The sequence below is a fragment of the Bacillus norwichensis genome, assembly GCF_014836955.1.
In the GTDB taxonomy this organism is placed as follows: Bacteria; Bacillota; Bacilli; order Bacillales; family Bacillaceae_C; genus Siminovitchia; species Siminovitchia norwichensis.
In genome coordinates, this window is record NZ_JACSPV010000065.1 from 1 (window position 1) to 16,367 (window position 16,367).

Genomic DNA, 16,367 nt, shown 5'->3' on the forward strand with positions numbered 1-16,367 from the left:
ATCGAACTTCCATTTTTGGAAGCGAAAGTGTTCAAAATTAATTAGCAAAAAGTGTTCAATTCTACTTGACGGTCACAGTGGCAAATTACCGCTCATGCGCAAGGGGATGCGGCCATCGAAATGCTGTTAAATACTATTGAAAAAGCTCAGCAACTTCATCCGCGGGAAGAAGCGAGACATCGGATCGAACATGCTGGAGTTGCTGCGCCAGATTTGATTGAGCGAATGAAAAGTTTAAATGTAATTCCTACACCAAATCCTGCTTTTCTCTATGATTATGGGGATGGTTATGTTAAGAACTATGGGGTTAGAGCTAATTATATATATCCATTGAATACTTATCAAAATGCTGGTATCCCAGCGGCAATTGCTTCTGACAGCCCGGTAACAGACTTCGATCCATTACGCGGCATATATACTGCGGTTACTCGAAAATCATCCTCAGGAGAAGTGATTGGGGAAGAAAATAGAGTGTCTTTACTCGAAGCAATTCGTATGTATACTTTAAACGGTGCCTATGCATCATTTGAGGAAAATATTAAAGGGAGTATTGAACCAGGCAAACTAGCCGACTTAATTTTACTGGATCGTTCCATTGTTCAAGCAGGTATCGACGAACTGTTAGAAGCCGAAGTAGAATGGACAATGATAGATGGAGAGATGGTTTATACCAATTCCAAGATTGGAACTAGGGTTTAAGAATTCATATCACCAATGCGATGCAAAAGCTTTGAAGTTCAAGTTGTCGCTAAACTTTAACGCATCGGAGAACTAAATTATAGCTGAAAAACTGGCTGTCCGTATGGAGGCTGGTTTTTTGGCGTAGTTGTATTAAACATACATCGTGAAAAATGCTCCTTTTGGAGGGAAAATAAGATTTTCATACATTGATAATGTTTGTTATATATTTTCTTATATTAATGCTAACCGTATTTCTAAAATGAAAATAGTAATACTCTAAAGGGGAAATAGAAATGCACTTCTTCTTGAAATGGGGAAACTGAGCAACACATCCCGTCCACCTTACTTTGCCAAAAGATAGTGTTTCTGAAATTTCATAAAGATTTCAGGAATCCTTTTTACAATTTATGTTAAATTGGTAATAAGGGGGCCCGATTATGAAAATATTACTAGCCGAGGATGATAGCAGACTAGGCAAGGTGCTTTGTCATATGCTCGTTAAACAAGGCCATCAAACTGATTATGTGCAAAATGGACAAGATGCACTAGATTATTCCTTCATTACTTCATATGATGTGATTATTCTTGATTGGATGATGCCAAAAGTGAATGGGCTAGATGCATGTGCTCAGCTGCGTCATCATGGATATCAAGGTGGTATTATTATATTAACTGCAAAAGATGAACCCGATGACATTATTACTGGTTTAGATTATGGTGCAGATGATTACATCGTAAAGCCCTTTAAAATGGAAGAATTGCTTGCAAGATTACGGGCTTTATCGAGAAGAAGAGAGAAACCATTTGAACAAGAACTAAAAGCCGGAAATATTGTTTTAGATATTGCTTCGCACAGGTTGCTACGCAATAATGAGAAAATAGAACTAACAAGAAATGAATTTCAATTTCTCGAATATTTATTTCGCAATAAGGGCAGAGTGCTGACACGTGAACAGATTATCGAGCGGATCTGGGGATATGACAGTGATGTCACTGACAATGCACTTGATGCTCTTATCAAGCTGGTCCGTAAAAAGGTCGACATAAAAGGCAAGCTTTCTGTCATTCAAAATGTTAGAGGAATTGGCTATAAAACGAGAGATGACGATGCTTAATCCGATACGAAGGAAGTTAACCATTTTATTTACCATTTCCTTTTTTCTATTTTTGTTGATTGTGTTAATTTTGGTTTATTCGTTAATGTTCGAGACAATGGAAAAGCAGCAAAGAGAGGAACTGGAAAACCATTACTTAGCCCAGCAGCATGATTTAGTGGAACACAAGGATGACGGAAGCCCAACGATCTCTTATGATCCTAATCGTTCCTATTTTTATTACGTTTTTAATGAGAAAAAAGAGATTATTCATGGAGATGAACAGTTCAAAGGTTTTTTAAAAACACTAATCAACCATCTACCATCAGATATTGGCGAATCAAGATTGGCTAAGGTTGAGTGGCAACAGGAACACTTGATGCTGCTGTATCGCCCGATAAAATCAAAGGAACAATTGATGGGATTTATCGTTGTTGGGCAATCCATAACGAATCAATATCATTTTCTTCAAAGAATGCTTTGGATTTTTATTATTTTAACTTTGGTAGCGACGTTATTGTTATCTATCTTAAGTTACTATCTAGCGGGAAAAGCAATGGAGCCGATAGAAGAGGCTTTTGCCAAGCAAAAAAGATTTGTTTCAGATGCATCCCATGAGCTGCGAACGCCTTTAAGCATTTTTTATAATTCATTGGAGCTGATTGAATCAGAGGATAAAGAACGTCTTAGCCCAATCAGTAATGAAGTTCTGGATGACTTAAAATTAGAAGCGATCTCGATGAAGGAATTATTAGAGGATCTATTATTTCTTGCGAGGAATGACCAAAAGAACTTTTCTTTAAAGAAAGAAATTTTTTCCTTAACTGATTTAGTTTTTTCGATAGGAAGAAAGTTTTCTCTTATTTTGCCTAAGTCCATTCAATTTAACACGAACATTGAGCAAAATATACAAGTGTTTGGGGATCAGGATAGGATCCAAGAGCTTATATATATATTATTAGATAATGCCAGACGATATACAAAAGAAGGAACAATTATGCTTTCCTTAGAAGCAAGTGGAAGAAATTCGATTATCACGGTGCGAGACAGCGGCATTGGCATAAGCGAAAAAGCTCAGACAAGAATTTTTGAACGATTTTATCGCGGGGATACTGCTCGGACTGGATCTGGTACAGGGTTAGGACTTTCTATTGCAAAAACTATTGTCGACTTACACCAAGGTACGATAAAGGTTAAGAGCGAAAAAGAAAAAGGAACCATTTTTACCATCACTCTTCCAATGGAAAAATAGAGCAAAAACAAGTTCTATTTTTCCATTATAATATTGTTATTCTCCATCACTTTTTGGTTATATGCAATTTTGTTGGGGTATGTTCTTCTTGTTTTTTCCGCTGCTGCATCATAGCAGAAAGAAGTATGACTACCACGATGAAAATGGAGCTAATATAAAACCAGTAAACAGCACTATTCGAAGAATCCGTTCCTAAAAACAAACCGTGAATGACCATCCCAAGCCAGGCTGGGAAAACCAGGATATGAATTTTTTTCCACAGAGGGCGCCCAAGTAACTTTACCATGGTATCAGATGTAAATATAACCGATAAGGTTAACAAGAATGCAATGGTTCCAACTCCGGATAAAATTGGACTGTAGGAGGCTGTGAAGGGGATGAGGAGTTCAATTAACTCATATGGCTGATAAGAGTCAATCAATAACATCAGCATATGAACAAGAACGGCCATCATCCCCGCCCAAGCGGAAGACAAGTGAAGCTGAAACAAAAGCGTTTTTTTTGCTTTAAGGGATCGAAATTGCCCCAACATCCCAAAACTAACGGATAAGGTAAAGAAAAGGTATGACAATAAACCAAAAAGACGAATTAGAACCCATGTGTTGAATACTTCAAAAATCCCCATCTACAAATTCCTCCTTTTCTATCTTTTTTCGATCACTTTCGCTCACAAGGAAGTAACGGCAATGTGGATAGTGCTCTTTAAACCAATGTTTCCTCTTTTTTTCAGACAACAAAAAGCACATTTTTGCAAGAACTTCTCCATCAAGCAGATGGTTAGTCATCACCGTTGCTTGTACAACATCTGTTCTTATCGGAGTACCAGTTTTTCCATTTAATAGGTGATGCTTTATTTCGTCGCCATACCTCCAGCTTCTATACAGCCGATTGGAGGTAGCGATTGCACCGTTTTTTATCCGAATAAGGCCGATTTCTGTCCCATTCTTAAAGGGGTTGGCTATGCCAATTTTCCATTCCTTTACTCCATCTGACCACGTAGTTATATCCCCGCCGCCATCAACAATTCCATATTTCGCGCCGCCAGTGCTTCTTAACCACTGCGCTGCACATTCAATTGCGTATCCTTTTGCAAATCCGCCGATGTCTATTTTTTGATTTGTATTTTTAAAAATGATGTTATGATCTAGAAAAAGAAACGGTTTTGTCTCTCTCATCATATTTTCGTGAAAATTCGCCGATGCAGTCCTTGGTACATCGGAAAAAGGAAATGATTTTATATATCCGTTTGCTTCCATTTGTATTTTTAAATAAGGAGAAAACAAACCCATTGTTTTTTTTCTATATTCATCGGCACGATAAAGAACATCATAAAAAGGGTCTGATAATTGAATGCTTTCACCTTGAGGAAGCTGATTTAACATGGATAGTTCATTATCATTATGGAATCTGGACCATTCCCGATCAACGTACAAAAGCCAGGCTTTTATTTCCTCTCTCCAATTATTTTTTTTGATATTCGATATCTCAACGTAGACATCTGTGTTCATCACATTAATCGAAAAAGTCTCCATTTTTCTCATCCCCTATTAAGTCCTTCTAGTTGTCCGGTCGCTGCGTTTTTTTTCATCTGATTGAAGTGGAGTTATTTCATAATTCATCCAATCTAATGCAAGTAATTCTTTTTCCCGGTCAGACATTGATTCATTTATAACAATATCTGGCTGAACAGGGTCTTCTGCGGCTTCCGGGTTATCAATTTGTGTAAGAACAAAGGCCGAAAAAGCTGCTCCTGCTGTTCCAATGAACCATTTGGCTTTTTTCTTAGGTTTCATGTTATATGTCCTCCTTTAATTGTTCATTTCTTGAAAATAAATAACTTCCTGTTTTGCATCCCATACTATAGAAAACCCCAAGCCATTTGCGACGACACTAATTGGTAAGTAAACATCTTCATTAAAAAACATTGCTTTAGCCGGAATGGGGGTTTTCATTTTATTTTCATATGATACATTTGTATCGGAGCGAAATATCAGCTCTGTATGATTCAAGTTCAGTTCAAGAATACGACTGGTAGGATAGAATGAAGCTTTTGCACCTAGGAATTCACCAACTCTTTTGCCTGGGATAAAAAGTTCTCCATTCATCGGAATACAGTATAAAGAAAGTTGTTCCTTTGAGATTTTATGTTGAAAAGTTATATTTTGGGGTTCAGAAAACGGCAATTCACCTTTTATCGTTCCCGCCAATCTAGTCCATAGGTACCATTGGGAGGTTATGCTCATACTGTTCTCCGTTCGCTCATTATAATAATATTCATTATCCTCCTCATCATCGTCATCAAAATCATGATCATCTCCCCAGTCTCCCTTATAATATTTGTACTTCTTATGATCGTGGTCGTCATCTGCTTTAACAGAAAAATGTACAATGTTTAGTAAAAAGAAAACAGATATCATCATTATCACAAACTTTTTCATTTTTTCATCTTCCTCCTCATCTCGTTTATAAGTATAAAAAAGGAGTCTGAAAGAAAAGTGAAATTCAAAAGTTTATTTGCTTTTATGGGTGAAAATGATAAGGTAGGAAATAACAAAACTGTATGTTATAGGTGAAAAGGAAAGAAGAAGCTTATGCGAGTCTTCTTAACGGTAAAATGTAAACAAAAAACTCGTTGGCGATGAAGAAGGTTCACCAACGATAGAAATTTTTTAAATGGTGAAATGATGGTCTTAGTTTTAAAGCTGTCATGCAAAAAATCAATACGAACTTGAGAAGAGGGTGGTTGTTCCTCAAAGGCAGATTATAACCATTCATAAGATTATAAGAAATTCATCTTATTTCGAGGTGTTGTATAAAGGTAAAAATTAACGGGCGGGAAAACAGGGGCAACACCTATGAAGTGGAACGTGCATAATTAAAACTCTAACTTTCAGGGGGCACTACTCTATGAGGGAGATAAACTTAATGCCGGAGCAGTGATGTTATCTGCGCCTAGAAACCATTTTAGACACTTCCATTATAAAAACAGAGCATTCCCTAATGAAAATGCTCTGCTAAAAAATGTCTAGACACGGGTCAACTGCTCCTTTGAAAAAGCCAATGCAAATGAGGTGCACATTTTATTTGCATCGTGGAGCTGAAGAGTCCATCTGCTCTTCAATTAATTAAAAGAATGAATGACTATTTTACTGCTTTAATTGATTCATTCACAATCTCAATCATATCATCCATCTGTTCTTTGGTGATTGGGAATGGAGGTGCAAAAGCAAGTGTGTCCTGACCATCGTATATGACAGAACGGCAAATGAGTCCTCTTTCTAATGCTGCGGCGACAACCTTTGGACCAATTGGTTCAGCGGAGTCTGAAGCCCGCTCCAATCCGATAGCACCTAATAGCCCGATTCCTCGAACATTATCTACATTATCATTTTGTTCTTTAATCCATTCAAATCCTTCAAGCATATGTTTTCCAACTACATTAACATGCTCGATTAATTTTTCATTTTTAATGATTTCAAGGTTCTTTAATGCGACAGCGGCTGCGGTTGGGTGCCCGCTATAAGTATAGCCATGCCAGAAGTTACCTTCAGTTTTTTCAATTAATTCTTTATGAATGTGTTCGGAAAGGATCATACCGCCAAGAGGAGCATAGCCGCTTGTAACTCCTTTAGCCATTGTGATGATATCAGGTAATACACCGAAATGCTCAATACCGAAGTTTTTACCTGTACGGCCAAATCCACAAATTACTTCATCTGCAATAAAAATAATATCATTTTCATCACAAATCTTTCGAACCTCTTGGAAATATCCTGCAGGGGGCAGATTGACTCCACCGGAACCTTGAACGGGTTCAGAAATAAATGCTGCAATCGTGTCAGCACCTTCTTTTTCAATTGTTTCCTTTAGGGATTCAATGGTGCTGTCGACGTAATGAAAGTCAGGTGCAATGGATGTTGTAAATGTATTGAATTGTTTGATGGCTGTTGCACTTGTCGCTCCCATTGCAACCCCGTGATAGGATAGCTTTCTAGAAATAATTTTCTTTTTCTCCGGTTGTCCTTTTACCTTCCAGTAATGACGTACCGTTTTAAAAGCTGTATCGTTTGATTCCGAACCTCCGGAGGTAAAGAAGGTTGAATTTAAATCACCTGGTGTCCATTCAGCGAGTTCGGAAGCAAGGCGTATGGCAGGTTCATGACTCCAATTATTAAATGTGGAGGTGAAGGCCAACTTCATCATTTGTTCTTTTGCCACTTCAGCCAGTTCCTCGCGTCCGTGCCCAATATTTACGTTCCATAGGGAAGATAAGCTGTCTATTAATTTTCTGCCTTCTACGTCTTTTAAATAGATTCCGTCACCTTCTGTAAAAATAAAGGCTGGTCCTTCTTTTTGGAGTTGCTCCATGTTTGATGTCGGGTGAATAAAATGTTTTTTATCCAAATTGATTAATTCATTTTTTAGGCTTAAATCGACTTTTGTTGTGGGCATGTCATTTCCTCCTATGGATTGCGTTTTTTTAAAATAATTTTGTGATCAATGTTATATTCCTATTGATACATATTGCGTTTCCAAGAAGTCTTCAATTCCCTGATGACCGCCTTCACGGCCAAGCCCGCTTTCTTTCATACCGCCAAAAGGAGCTTGAACAGCAGAAGGGGTACCGTCGTTCCAACCAACGACACCATAATCTAATTTTTCTATCACTCTTGTACCGTGAGATACATTTTCCGTGAATACATAGGCAGCTAATCCAAAAGGAGTATCATTTGCCAGCTTAACGACTTCTTCAATCGTTTCAAATTTTTGAATAGGGGCAACTGGACCAAACGTTTCTTCTCTCATAATCAACATGTCAGGATTTGCATCCTTTATAATAGTAGGTTTGTAGAAGTTGCCTTTTTCTTCAGGTTGTTCGCCGCCAACGACAACTGTTGCTCCTTTTTTAACGGCATCAAGTACATGTTCATTGACTTTTTCTACTCCTGCATGATTAATCAATGGACCGACATCTATTCCGGTTTCCATACCGTTACCAACACGAAGCTGGTTCACTGTATCAGCAAATACCTCGATGAATTGATCATATATAGCTGATTGAACGTAAATACGATTCCCGCATATACATGTTTGTCCACTGTTCCTGAACTTGGAAGCGGTTACTCCTTCGACCGCTTTTTGAAGATCTGCATCATTTAGAATGATCATTGGTGCATGTCCGCCTAACTCCAGGGAAAGTTTTTTTACAGTGTCCGCACCTTGTCTCATCAATGTTTTTCCAACTTCTGTTGATCCAGTAAAAGTAACCTTTTTGACTCGGGGATCTGTCAAGAAGACCTCACCAATTTCTTTGGATGAACCTGTCACAATGTTAATGACGCCATTTGGAAACCCTGCCATTTCAGCCAATTCTACTAATTTTATTGCTGTTAATGGAGTTTCCTTTGATGGCTTAATGACAACGGTACATCCAGCAGCCAAGGCTGGCCCCATTTTTCTTGTTAACATGGCAGCAGGAAAGTTCCATGGTGTAATTGCGGCTACGACTCCGATTGGTTTTTTCCATACTTGCAGCCGTTTGTTTTTATCGTGAGTAGGAATTGTTTCTCCATATATTCGTTTTGCTTGCTCACTGTACCATTCAATATAATTCGCAGCATAATGAACTTCACCTTTTGCTTCTGATAAAGGTTTCCCCATTTCTGTCGTCATCAACTCTGCAAGCTCTTGCTCATGATCGATAATCAAATTAGAATATTTTTTTAGTAATTTGGCTCTTTCATATGCGGTTGTGCCAGACCATTCCTCAAATGCATGATGGGCAGCTTCAACAGCTTGCAATGCTTCAATTCTTCCGCCTTTAGGCACTTTTGTGATGATTTCGCCAGTTGCAGGATTAAGGACGGGATTCTTATCTAAAGCCTCCCCAGTCCATTTTCCATTTATGTGTAATAGATATTCCAAATCTTTCACCCTCTTAATATTGTTGTGACTTTTAGTCCTAAATTAAAACTCTCCCAATAGCTTTTCCTCAACATATTCAATATGCTTACGAATATGGGCATCAACGATTTTTGAGTCTTTGGTCAACAATACATTAAATAATTCTTTTTGCTCATTATAAAATGATTCATAGCTGGAATAATATTTATCGATGTAGACCATGTATGTTCTAATTTGTACTTGGATTGAATCATATATTTTAATGATCCGTGAATTATTTGATAGGTTTACAATGTACTTGTGAAATTGTACATCAAGATCAAATAAAGCACTCCAATCTTGATTTTGTGCTTTTTCTTTCATGATCTCCAGAATATGTTCTAATTCTTTAAAATCCTGTTCTTTTAATAGGGGCAATACCTTAACAAAGACATGTGCTTCAATCATGGTCCGCAGTTCAATAATTTCTCGCCAATCCTTCTTGGAAAGTTCAGTAACATAGGTCCCCTTTCTAGGGATGCTGATGATTAATTCATCATACTCAAGTATTTTAAAGGCATCTCTTATTACGTTGCGGCTAACGCCGAATTTTTCTGATAAGTCGCCCTCGATCAATCTTTCCCCAGATTGAAGCTCTCTGTTCCATATGCTTTGTCTAAGTTGTTTTGCAACAAGCTCGCCAAGAGGTTCTTGCAATATTGATTTATTCAAATTGTTTCCCTCCTCTCCAATGCAGATTTAGTCGATTGTCGACAATTATAAATAAAAGACTCAATGTCTGTCAATAACTTTTGTGACTTATCTGTTTTTTTTGTCTATAAATAACTGGGTTTGAATGATACTGAACTAATTTCTCTTTAAAACGATTGGATTAATTAATGTTGGTGGAATGTTGCCATTCAATCCTGCTTCAAGGTTTTTGGCTGCCAACTGGGACATTTTTAGCTCGGTCTCATGCGTAGATGAACCAACATGGGGCAAGGTGACAACATTTTTCATCTCTAGTAATGGGTTGTCAAATGCTACTGGCTCCTGCTGAAAAACATCTAGCCCTGCCGCAGCAATTTCTTGAGTTTGGAGCGCTTCAATTAAATCCTTTTCGATAACTGTGTCTCCACGAGATCCATTAATAAAAATGGCAGATTGTTTCATGAGTTGAAATTCTCTTTTACCGATTAATCCTCTTGTTTGAGCGGTTAAAGGGGTGATTAAAACAACATAATCAGAGTTGGTTAGTAATTCATTCAAACTGCAATATGTAGCACTGAAATTTTTTTCTGCCTCAGGTTTTTTTGAGCGGCTGTGGTAAAGGACATTCATGTTAAAGCCATGATGGGCACGTTGAGCTATTGCTTGGCCAATTCTCCCCATCCCGATAATTCCCACTGTTTTATGATGGACATCAATACCATAATGCTTTGGTTCTAATTCCCCATTCCATTTTCTGGATTTAACAAAGTAATCTAGTTCTGGAATCCGTCTGGCCGTTGCAATTAACAGCCCAAAAATAGTGTCTGCCACAGTATCTGTTAATACTCCCGGTGTATTTGTAGCCATAACCTTTCGCTTTGTCAATTCTTCTATATCCAAGTTGTTATAACCAACAGAAACATTACTTACAATTTTTAACATAGGTGCTTGTGCTAACAGTTTTTTGTCAACTTCTAGATCCAGTCCAATTATACCTTCAGATTCTTTCAGATGTTCCAAAAAGGCCTCGTCTATCTTTGGGTTAATCCCTTTGAAAAACTTTACATCATATTTTCTTTGCAAATCTTCTAATACCGGTTTTTCAACACGGCCGTAGGCAATAACTTTCTTCTTCAATGCTCATGACCCTCCCGTAGTTATTAATCATACTAATAGCCCACACTGTATCTTCATTCAAAATGATTGTCAATATCCATTTTATTTTCAGGAGCTAAAACTGTGATTACCTTCACTTTTAAAAATAATAGATGATTTCACTCACTTGAAAATTTTAATTATCTTCAAAATTTTTGTTGACACAAAATAAATTATAAAATATCATGATTTAAAAGTTGGTCAACTCAACATAATTGTTACTGGAAAATTGAGAGACAAACAGATTGAAAACGTCTAAAGGAGGAGGGGTGGCTCAAATTTTTTATGATTTCGAGACATTTAGTACGAATAAGAAGTATACTGCTGTTATTCATTGTAAATGATCCGGCTTACTGGAATAGGAGAGGGGATCGTAGTTCAAGTTCTAAACAACTAATCTAGGTGAAAAGCTTGAATAGGCTTTCAAAAATTTTTAGATGAACAATAGTTGGTGCTGCTGGTAAACATCATATGATTCAAGACAGGTATTCATGTATTTAGAACAGAGCCAAAATAAGTGGGTAATATGAGTTAACCAAATAGAAAGCGCTAACAAATCTATTAAGCAAAGACATTTTGAAATGAGAAACAGAAGGGGAGGAAGCCGACGCTGTGATCATCAGATTTCAGGACCACTTGAAGAATAAATTATTTGGTATTTTAGAAAATGAGAAGATCAAAGTGATAGATGGAGATATATTAACAGAATCGGACTTTACCATCACGAATCAGGAATTAAAATTGGAAGACGTTACCTTATTGGCACCTACACACCCGTCAAAAGTAGTCTGTATTGGCTTGAATTATGTAGACCACGCTAAAGAGGTAAATCTGGAATTACCGGAAGAGCCGCTTATTTTCATTAAGCCGAGCACAACAGTTATTGGAACAAATGATTTGGTTGTATACCCAGAACAAACGAAAAAATTGGAGTATGAGGCTGAATTAGGAATTGTCATTGGCAAGAAGACTAGAAATGTATCAAAAGAGAAAGCAAAAGATGCCATTTTAGGTTATACAATAGCTAATGATATGACCGCTCGCGATTTGCAATTTTCTGATGGACAATGGACAAGAGGAAAATCGTTTGATACATTTTGCCCTATTGGCCCAGGGATCATTCGAAATATTGATCCTGAAAATTTAGACATTACTTTACATGTAAATGGAGAGTTAAAACAGCATTCCAATACAAAGAATTTGATATTCGATGTTGAATATATTGTAAGCTATGTTTCGAAAGTGATGACATTGCTTCCAGGAGATATCATTATAACGGGGACACCTTTTGGAGTAGGTCCGGTAAAACCTGGAGATGAAATGGTAGTCCGGATAGAAGGAATAGGCGAGCTAAGAAATAAAATTGTTAGCTCTGAAGCAAGAGACTAGTCAAAGGGCACGGTTTTACTTCCTCAACAGAAAAATCTGAGCGCAAATATGCCAGGGCGCATTTTATTTACGCTTAACTTGGTCGACAATCGACTTTTTAAAGTCGATTGTCGTCTAATAAGAAAGATGTTGATGATTTTCAATCTAATGAAAGCACTTACAATACAGAGCGATTTGTTGGAAGGTAGAAAATCCAGCTAGCTTATAAATCAAAAAGTTCATTGAAAGGGGTGATCACACCTTCAGGTAAAGTCGAAGACAGTCGGACATTATTTTTATTTAAAAGAATAAGGGGGATAAAGACATGTTTAAAAAAGGACTATATTTTCTAGTAATAGCATTTGTTGTTTCAGCTCTTGCAGCTTGTTCAGGTGACAAAACCTCAGGCTCGGACAAAGAGAAAAAAATTACGATCCAGGCAGCGCATGTGGTCTCAGCGGAGGCAACTCAGCATGCGATGTTTGAAAAGTTTAAGGAACTCGTGGAAGAAAAGTCTGACGGCAGAATAGAAATGGAAATATTCCCCGATGGACAATTAGGGGGAGAGCGAGAGATGGTTGAAAGTACGCAGGCTGGAAATATCCAAATCTCGTCTCCTTCGGTTGGTGTTCTAGCAAACTTTTCTTCTGCTTTAGAAGTGTTTGATTTTCCATTTATTTTCAAAGATGTTGAATCAGTGTATAAAGTTTTTGATGGTCAGGTAGGAGAAAAGTTATTAGCCGGATTAGAGGATAGCGGCATTATTGGGTTAGGGTATAGCGAAAACGGTTGGAGACATTTATCAAATAGTAAAGGTGAAATTGTTACCCCAGATCAGGTTAAAGGATTAAAGCTCCGTACAATGGAAGTTCCAAAACATATTGCTTATTGGAAAGAATTAGGCGCGAATCCTACACCTTTACCGTTTACCGAAGTGTTTACAGGACTATCACAAGGTGTTGTAGAAGGTGTGGAAAACCCATTTCAACTTATTTATACAGGTAAGTTCCATGAGCCTAGTAAGTATATAACAACTACAGGACATTTATTTGATCCTGAGATTGTCATTGTAAATAAAGATTTCTTTAATAGCCTTTCTGAAGAAGATCAAGAGATTATCCAAACCTCTCTAGACGAAGCCATTGCTTATTTAAGAGAATTAAATACTAATCTTGATAAAGAACTAAGAGTCAAATTAGAGGATGAAGGGGCTGTGATCAGGGATCTATCAGAAGAAGAACATAATGCTTGGGTAAAAGCATCTATACCTTTCTATGAAAAGCATGCAGATGAGGTAGACAAAGAAATGTTAAAGGAACTTTTAGATGAGGCAGGAAATCAGGAACTGCTGGATGTTATAAAATAAGCGCAAAATGATCACCCAGGCCAAATGATTATTTTTGAGAGGGAACGGTCTGGGTGATTTTGGGTAAATTGGCTGACAAGGAGGCGAATCAAAATTAAAATTTATAAACACTTTGATGACCATGTAGAAACCTATCTTTCGTCTATTCTATTGGTTTTCTTCTCAGTCCTATGCATTTTGCAGGTGGTCATGCGTTATATTTTTAACGAATCCCTTACGTGGTCAGAGGAATTGGCAAGATATGCCTTTGTGTGGTTTGTATATACAAGCGCAGCATACGCGGTTAGATATCAGCGTCATGTTAAATTTAGCTTTTTAGTGAATATATTGAATAGGTTATCTTCGGTTTATGGTCAATTATTAAAAATTCTTGCCTTGCTCCTTTGGATAAGTTTCTTAATATTTTTAGACTACTATAGTGTAAATCTAGTAATTTCCCAGTTTCATACACAGCAATTATCCCCAGCTAATCAAATACCAATGTACCTCATTTATATAGGGTTACCATTGGGAGCGCTTTTAATGACATTTCGTGTTGTGCAACACATTATAAGCGAAATGAAAGAACTGAAAGGATCTATTTAACTTCCTTCAGCAGAAACCCCCCATTTGGTAGTGGTGAGATAAATGCATATTGGTATTCCATTCAGTGGGGAATCAACCCCCGGCTGAATAAAGTTCAAGCCTCCAGCGGATGCCACAGATTTTAGTGGAAATTTATCGAGCGGAACTCGATAAAATCTGGGCGCAAATACGCAAGGCGCATTTGATAGGAAAAACATTAATTCATAGGGTGGTGAGGGCCTCTGGCTACTCTAATTTTATTCGGTAGTTTTATTATTTTGATGATCCTTAGTGTTCCAATAGCTTTTGCACTGGGCATATCGTCTATTTTGACCTTAATGATAACTCAGAAAATGCCTCTCAGTTATATAGCTCAGGGGATGTTCACTACAGTTGATTCATATGCATTGATGGCGGTACCGTTATTTATTTTTGCTGGATTGATCATGGAATATGGTGGTCTTTCAAGGCGACTTATTAATGTTGCTAAATCATTCGTTGGACATTACACTGGTGGACTGGCAGGAGTATCCATTTTAGCTTGTACAATATTTGCGGCATTGAGTGGTTCTGGACCGGCAACAGTGGCAGCAGTTGGTGGAATCATGATACCTGCAATGGTAAAGGAAAAATATGATGTCGGTTTTAGTTCGGCAGTTGTGGCATCATCTGGTACTTTGGGGATTATTATCCCACCAAGCATTCCTTTGATCATTTATGGTATTACTACGAACACATCAATAGGTGATTTGTTTATTGCAGGAGTTTTACCAGGTCTTTTTATAGCTGCATTACTCTGGTTAATGAGTTATGTTCTATCCAAAAAGAAGGGGTTTACTGGATCAGGAGAAAAAGCGACATGGAAAGAACGATTACAGTATTTTAATGAAGCAAAATGGACACTATTAATGCCTATTGTAGTACTAGGTGGGATTTACGGTGGGATTTTTACTCCTACGGAAGCTGCAGGTATTGCAGTTGTCTATAGCGCGATTTTAGGTATTTTCGTATATAAAGAAATTAAATGGCCGGATGCTGTAGAGTTATTTAAAAGAACAACATTAATCTCTGGGATCATCCTTATTATTATTGCGACTGCTTCTACTTATGGAAGAATACTGACAATAGAACGTATCCCTGTTAAGATTGCTGACTTTTTGACAAGTTTGCCTGTAGGTTCATGGGTTATTCTTTCTTTGATTCTTATCTTGCTTGTGTTTGTAGGGATGTTTATGGAAACGCTCGCTGGAATCATTTTACTGGCTCCAATTCTTTTACCAGTGGTCACCGAACTTGGGGTACATCCAGTTCATTTTGGTATAGTCATGATTCTAGCTGCAGAAATTGGCTTCTTGACACCACCTGTTGGAGATAATCTAAATGTTGCCAGTGCAATAAGCGGGATAACCCTGGAACAAGTAGCAAAAGCAACGCTTCCATTTACAATCGCATTGATCATATTATTGTTTGGATTTATGTTCGCAGAACCATTTATTATGTTTTTGCCAGATTTAATAGGTGGAACAGCTCAGTAAAGATGAGATACTCAAGCTTTAATGAGGTAATCGGGACGTATAGGATGGATTGCTAGTAATTGAAAATGCTGTTGAAAATCATCTCAGTCCATTGTTGGACTGGGTTTTTTTATGAAAAAAAACAAAATTGTATTAAATGATGAGGTTGGAAGGCCAATGTTCAACAAGGACGCAGCTGCAAGTGTGAATGTTCAAATGTTCTTTAGTTATATCTGGAGGATCAGCTATTTTTACAGTATATAAATGAAGGAAATGATTGTTTCCTTCATTTATATATGCTTTATCTGGCTTTTTACATCCAATTCAAATATGCATCAAGATTCTTAAATGCATTTTTTTCAGGTCGATTGATGCAAAAATGGTTCAGGAATAAAGTGAAAGTCTTTTGGTTTAAAGGTCTATTAATTGGCACACTTTTTGCAATAGATAACATATGAAATACATTCAAGTAAACAAGTTAAGGAAATGATACGAACGTTGGAGGCATAAATTTTATTTCCTTATGTTTGTGCCTTTAGCTAAGTGAAAGGAATGGTTATTGCTATGCAAACAAAATATATACCAAAGGACTCATCACAATCTCCTCGTTTTGTCGGCAACCGGACATTTATGAGGTTGGAGCAAGTGAAAACTACGGACAATATTGATTTCGCTGTTCTTGGCGTTCCTTTTGATACAGCTGCATCCAACCGGACAGGTCAACGGTTCGGCCCCCAGCATATTCGAGACTTTTCTGTGTTGCTCCGTCCGTACAATCC

General features: G+C 37.4%; 16 protein-coding genes. 8 read left to right on the forward strand and 8 right to left on the reverse strand.

What is annotated here, in order from left to right:
- Positions 1-84 precede the first annotated feature (84 nt).
- From H9631_RS21010 to H9631_RS21020, 3 genes are all read left to right on the forward strand, one after another.
- The gene (locus H9631_RS21010) at positions 85-699 is read left to right on the forward strand and encodes an amidohydrolase (RefSeq protein WP_318246846.1); all 615 of its coding nucleotides are present in this window, start codon (positions 85-87) and stop codon (positions 697-699) included.
- A 419-nt stretch (positions 700-1,118) separates the two neighbouring features.
- Positions 1,119-1,796, forward strand: a complete 678-nt coding sequence (locus H9631_RS21015) for a response regulator transcription factor (RefSeq protein WP_191816225.1) — start codon at positions 1,119-1,121, stop codon at positions 1,794-1,796.
- Entirely contained in the window at positions 1,789-3,027 is a 1,239-nt protein-coding gene (locus tag H9631_RS21020) for a sensor histidine kinase (protein ID WP_191816227.1), read from the forward strand. Before H9631_RS21015 ends, H9631_RS21020 begins: the two co-directional genes overlap by 8 nt.
- 46 nt (positions 3,028-3,073) lie before the next feature.
- Here the strand turns inward: H9631_RS21020 and H9631_RS21025 are convergent, their stop codons facing one another.
- From H9631_RS21025 to H9631_RS21060, 8 genes are all read right to left on the reverse strand, one after another.
- On the reverse strand, positions 3,074-3,652 hold the full coding sequence (locus H9631_RS21025; protein ID WP_191816229.1) for a ferric reductase-like transmembrane domain-containing protein: 579 nt from the start codon (positions 3,650-3,652) through the stop codon (positions 3,074-3,076).
- Positions 3,639-4,559: an FAD:protein FMN transferase gene (locus H9631_RS21030; RefSeq protein ID WP_191816231.1), complete on the reverse strand. Its 921-nt coding sequence runs from the start codon at positions 4,557-4,559 to the stop codon at positions 3,639-3,641. Before H9631_RS21030 ends, H9631_RS21025 begins: the two co-directional genes overlap by 14 nt.
- A 15-nt stretch (positions 4,560-4,574) precedes the next feature.
- Positions 4,575-4,820: a hypothetical protein gene (locus H9631_RS21035; protein WP_191816233.1), complete on the reverse strand. Its 246-nt coding sequence runs from the start codon at positions 4,818-4,820 to the stop codon at positions 4,575-4,577.
- Positions 4,821-4,835: 15 nt separating this feature from the next.
- Positions 4,836-5,465, reverse strand: coding sequence for a copper amine oxidase N-terminal domain-containing protein (locus H9631_RS21040; RefSeq protein ID WP_191816235.1), 630 nt, complete (start codon positions 5,463-5,465; stop codon positions 4,836-4,838).
- Between the two features lie 703 nt (positions 5,466-6,168).
- Positions 6,169-7,479: an aminotransferase family protein gene (locus H9631_RS21045; RefSeq protein ID WP_191816237.1), complete on the reverse strand. Its 1,311-nt coding sequence runs from the start codon at positions 7,477-7,479 to the stop codon at positions 6,169-6,171.
- 51 nt (positions 7,480-7,530) lie between these two features.
- Positions 7,531-8,952 carry an NAD-dependent succinate-semialdehyde dehydrogenase gene (locus tag H9631_RS21050; RefSeq protein WP_191816239.1) on the reverse strand — a complete coding sequence of 474 codons (1,422 nt, stop codon included), beginning with the start codon at positions 8,950-8,952 and terminating at the stop codon, positions 7,531-7,533.
- A 42-nt stretch (positions 8,953-8,994) separates the two neighbouring features.
- A complete protein-coding gene (locus tag H9631_RS21055) occupies positions 8,995-9,642 on the reverse strand; it encodes a GntR family transcriptional regulator (protein ID WP_225221190.1) in 648 nt (215 codons plus the stop codon).
- 135 nt (positions 9,643-9,777) lie between these two features.
- Positions 9,778-10,758 (reverse strand): 2-hydroxyacid dehydrogenase, encoded by a 981-nt coding sequence (locus H9631_RS21060; RefSeq protein ID WP_191816241.1) that lies wholly within the window; start codon positions 10,756-10,758, stop codon positions 9,778-9,780.
- A 630-nt stretch (positions 10,759-11,388) separates the two neighbouring features.
- Between H9631_RS21060 and H9631_RS21065 the strand changes: the two genes are divergently transcribed.
- The 5 genes from H9631_RS21065 to H9631_RS21085 all read left to right on the forward strand — a co-directional run.
- The gene (locus H9631_RS21065; RefSeq protein ID WP_191816243.1) at positions 11,389-12,165 is read left to right on the forward strand and encodes a fumarylacetoacetate hydrolase family protein; all 777 of its coding nucleotides are present in this window, start codon (positions 11,389-11,391) and stop codon (positions 12,163-12,165) included.
- A 304-nt stretch (positions 12,166-12,469) separates the two neighbouring features.
- A complete protein-coding gene (locus H9631_RS21070) occupies positions 12,470-13,510 on the forward strand; it encodes a TRAP transporter substrate-binding protein (RefSeq protein WP_191816245.1) in 1,041 nt (346 codons plus the stop codon).
- Positions 13,511-13,687: 177 nt separating this feature from the next.
- Positions 13,688-14,095, forward strand: a complete 408-nt coding sequence (locus H9631_RS22935) for a TRAP transporter small permease (RefSeq protein WP_225221191.1) — start codon at positions 13,688-13,690, stop codon at positions 14,093-14,095.
- Positions 14,096-14,346: 251 nt separating this feature from the next.
- Positions 14,347-15,609, forward strand: a complete 1,263-nt coding sequence (locus H9631_RS21080; protein WP_318246847.1) for a TRAP transporter large permease — start codon at positions 14,347-14,349, stop codon at positions 15,607-15,609.
- Positions 15,610-16,152: 543 nt separating this feature from the next.
- On the forward strand, positions 16,153-16,367 hold a 215-nt coding region (locus H9631_RS21085), incomplete at its 3' end, for an arginase family protein (protein ID WP_191816249.1).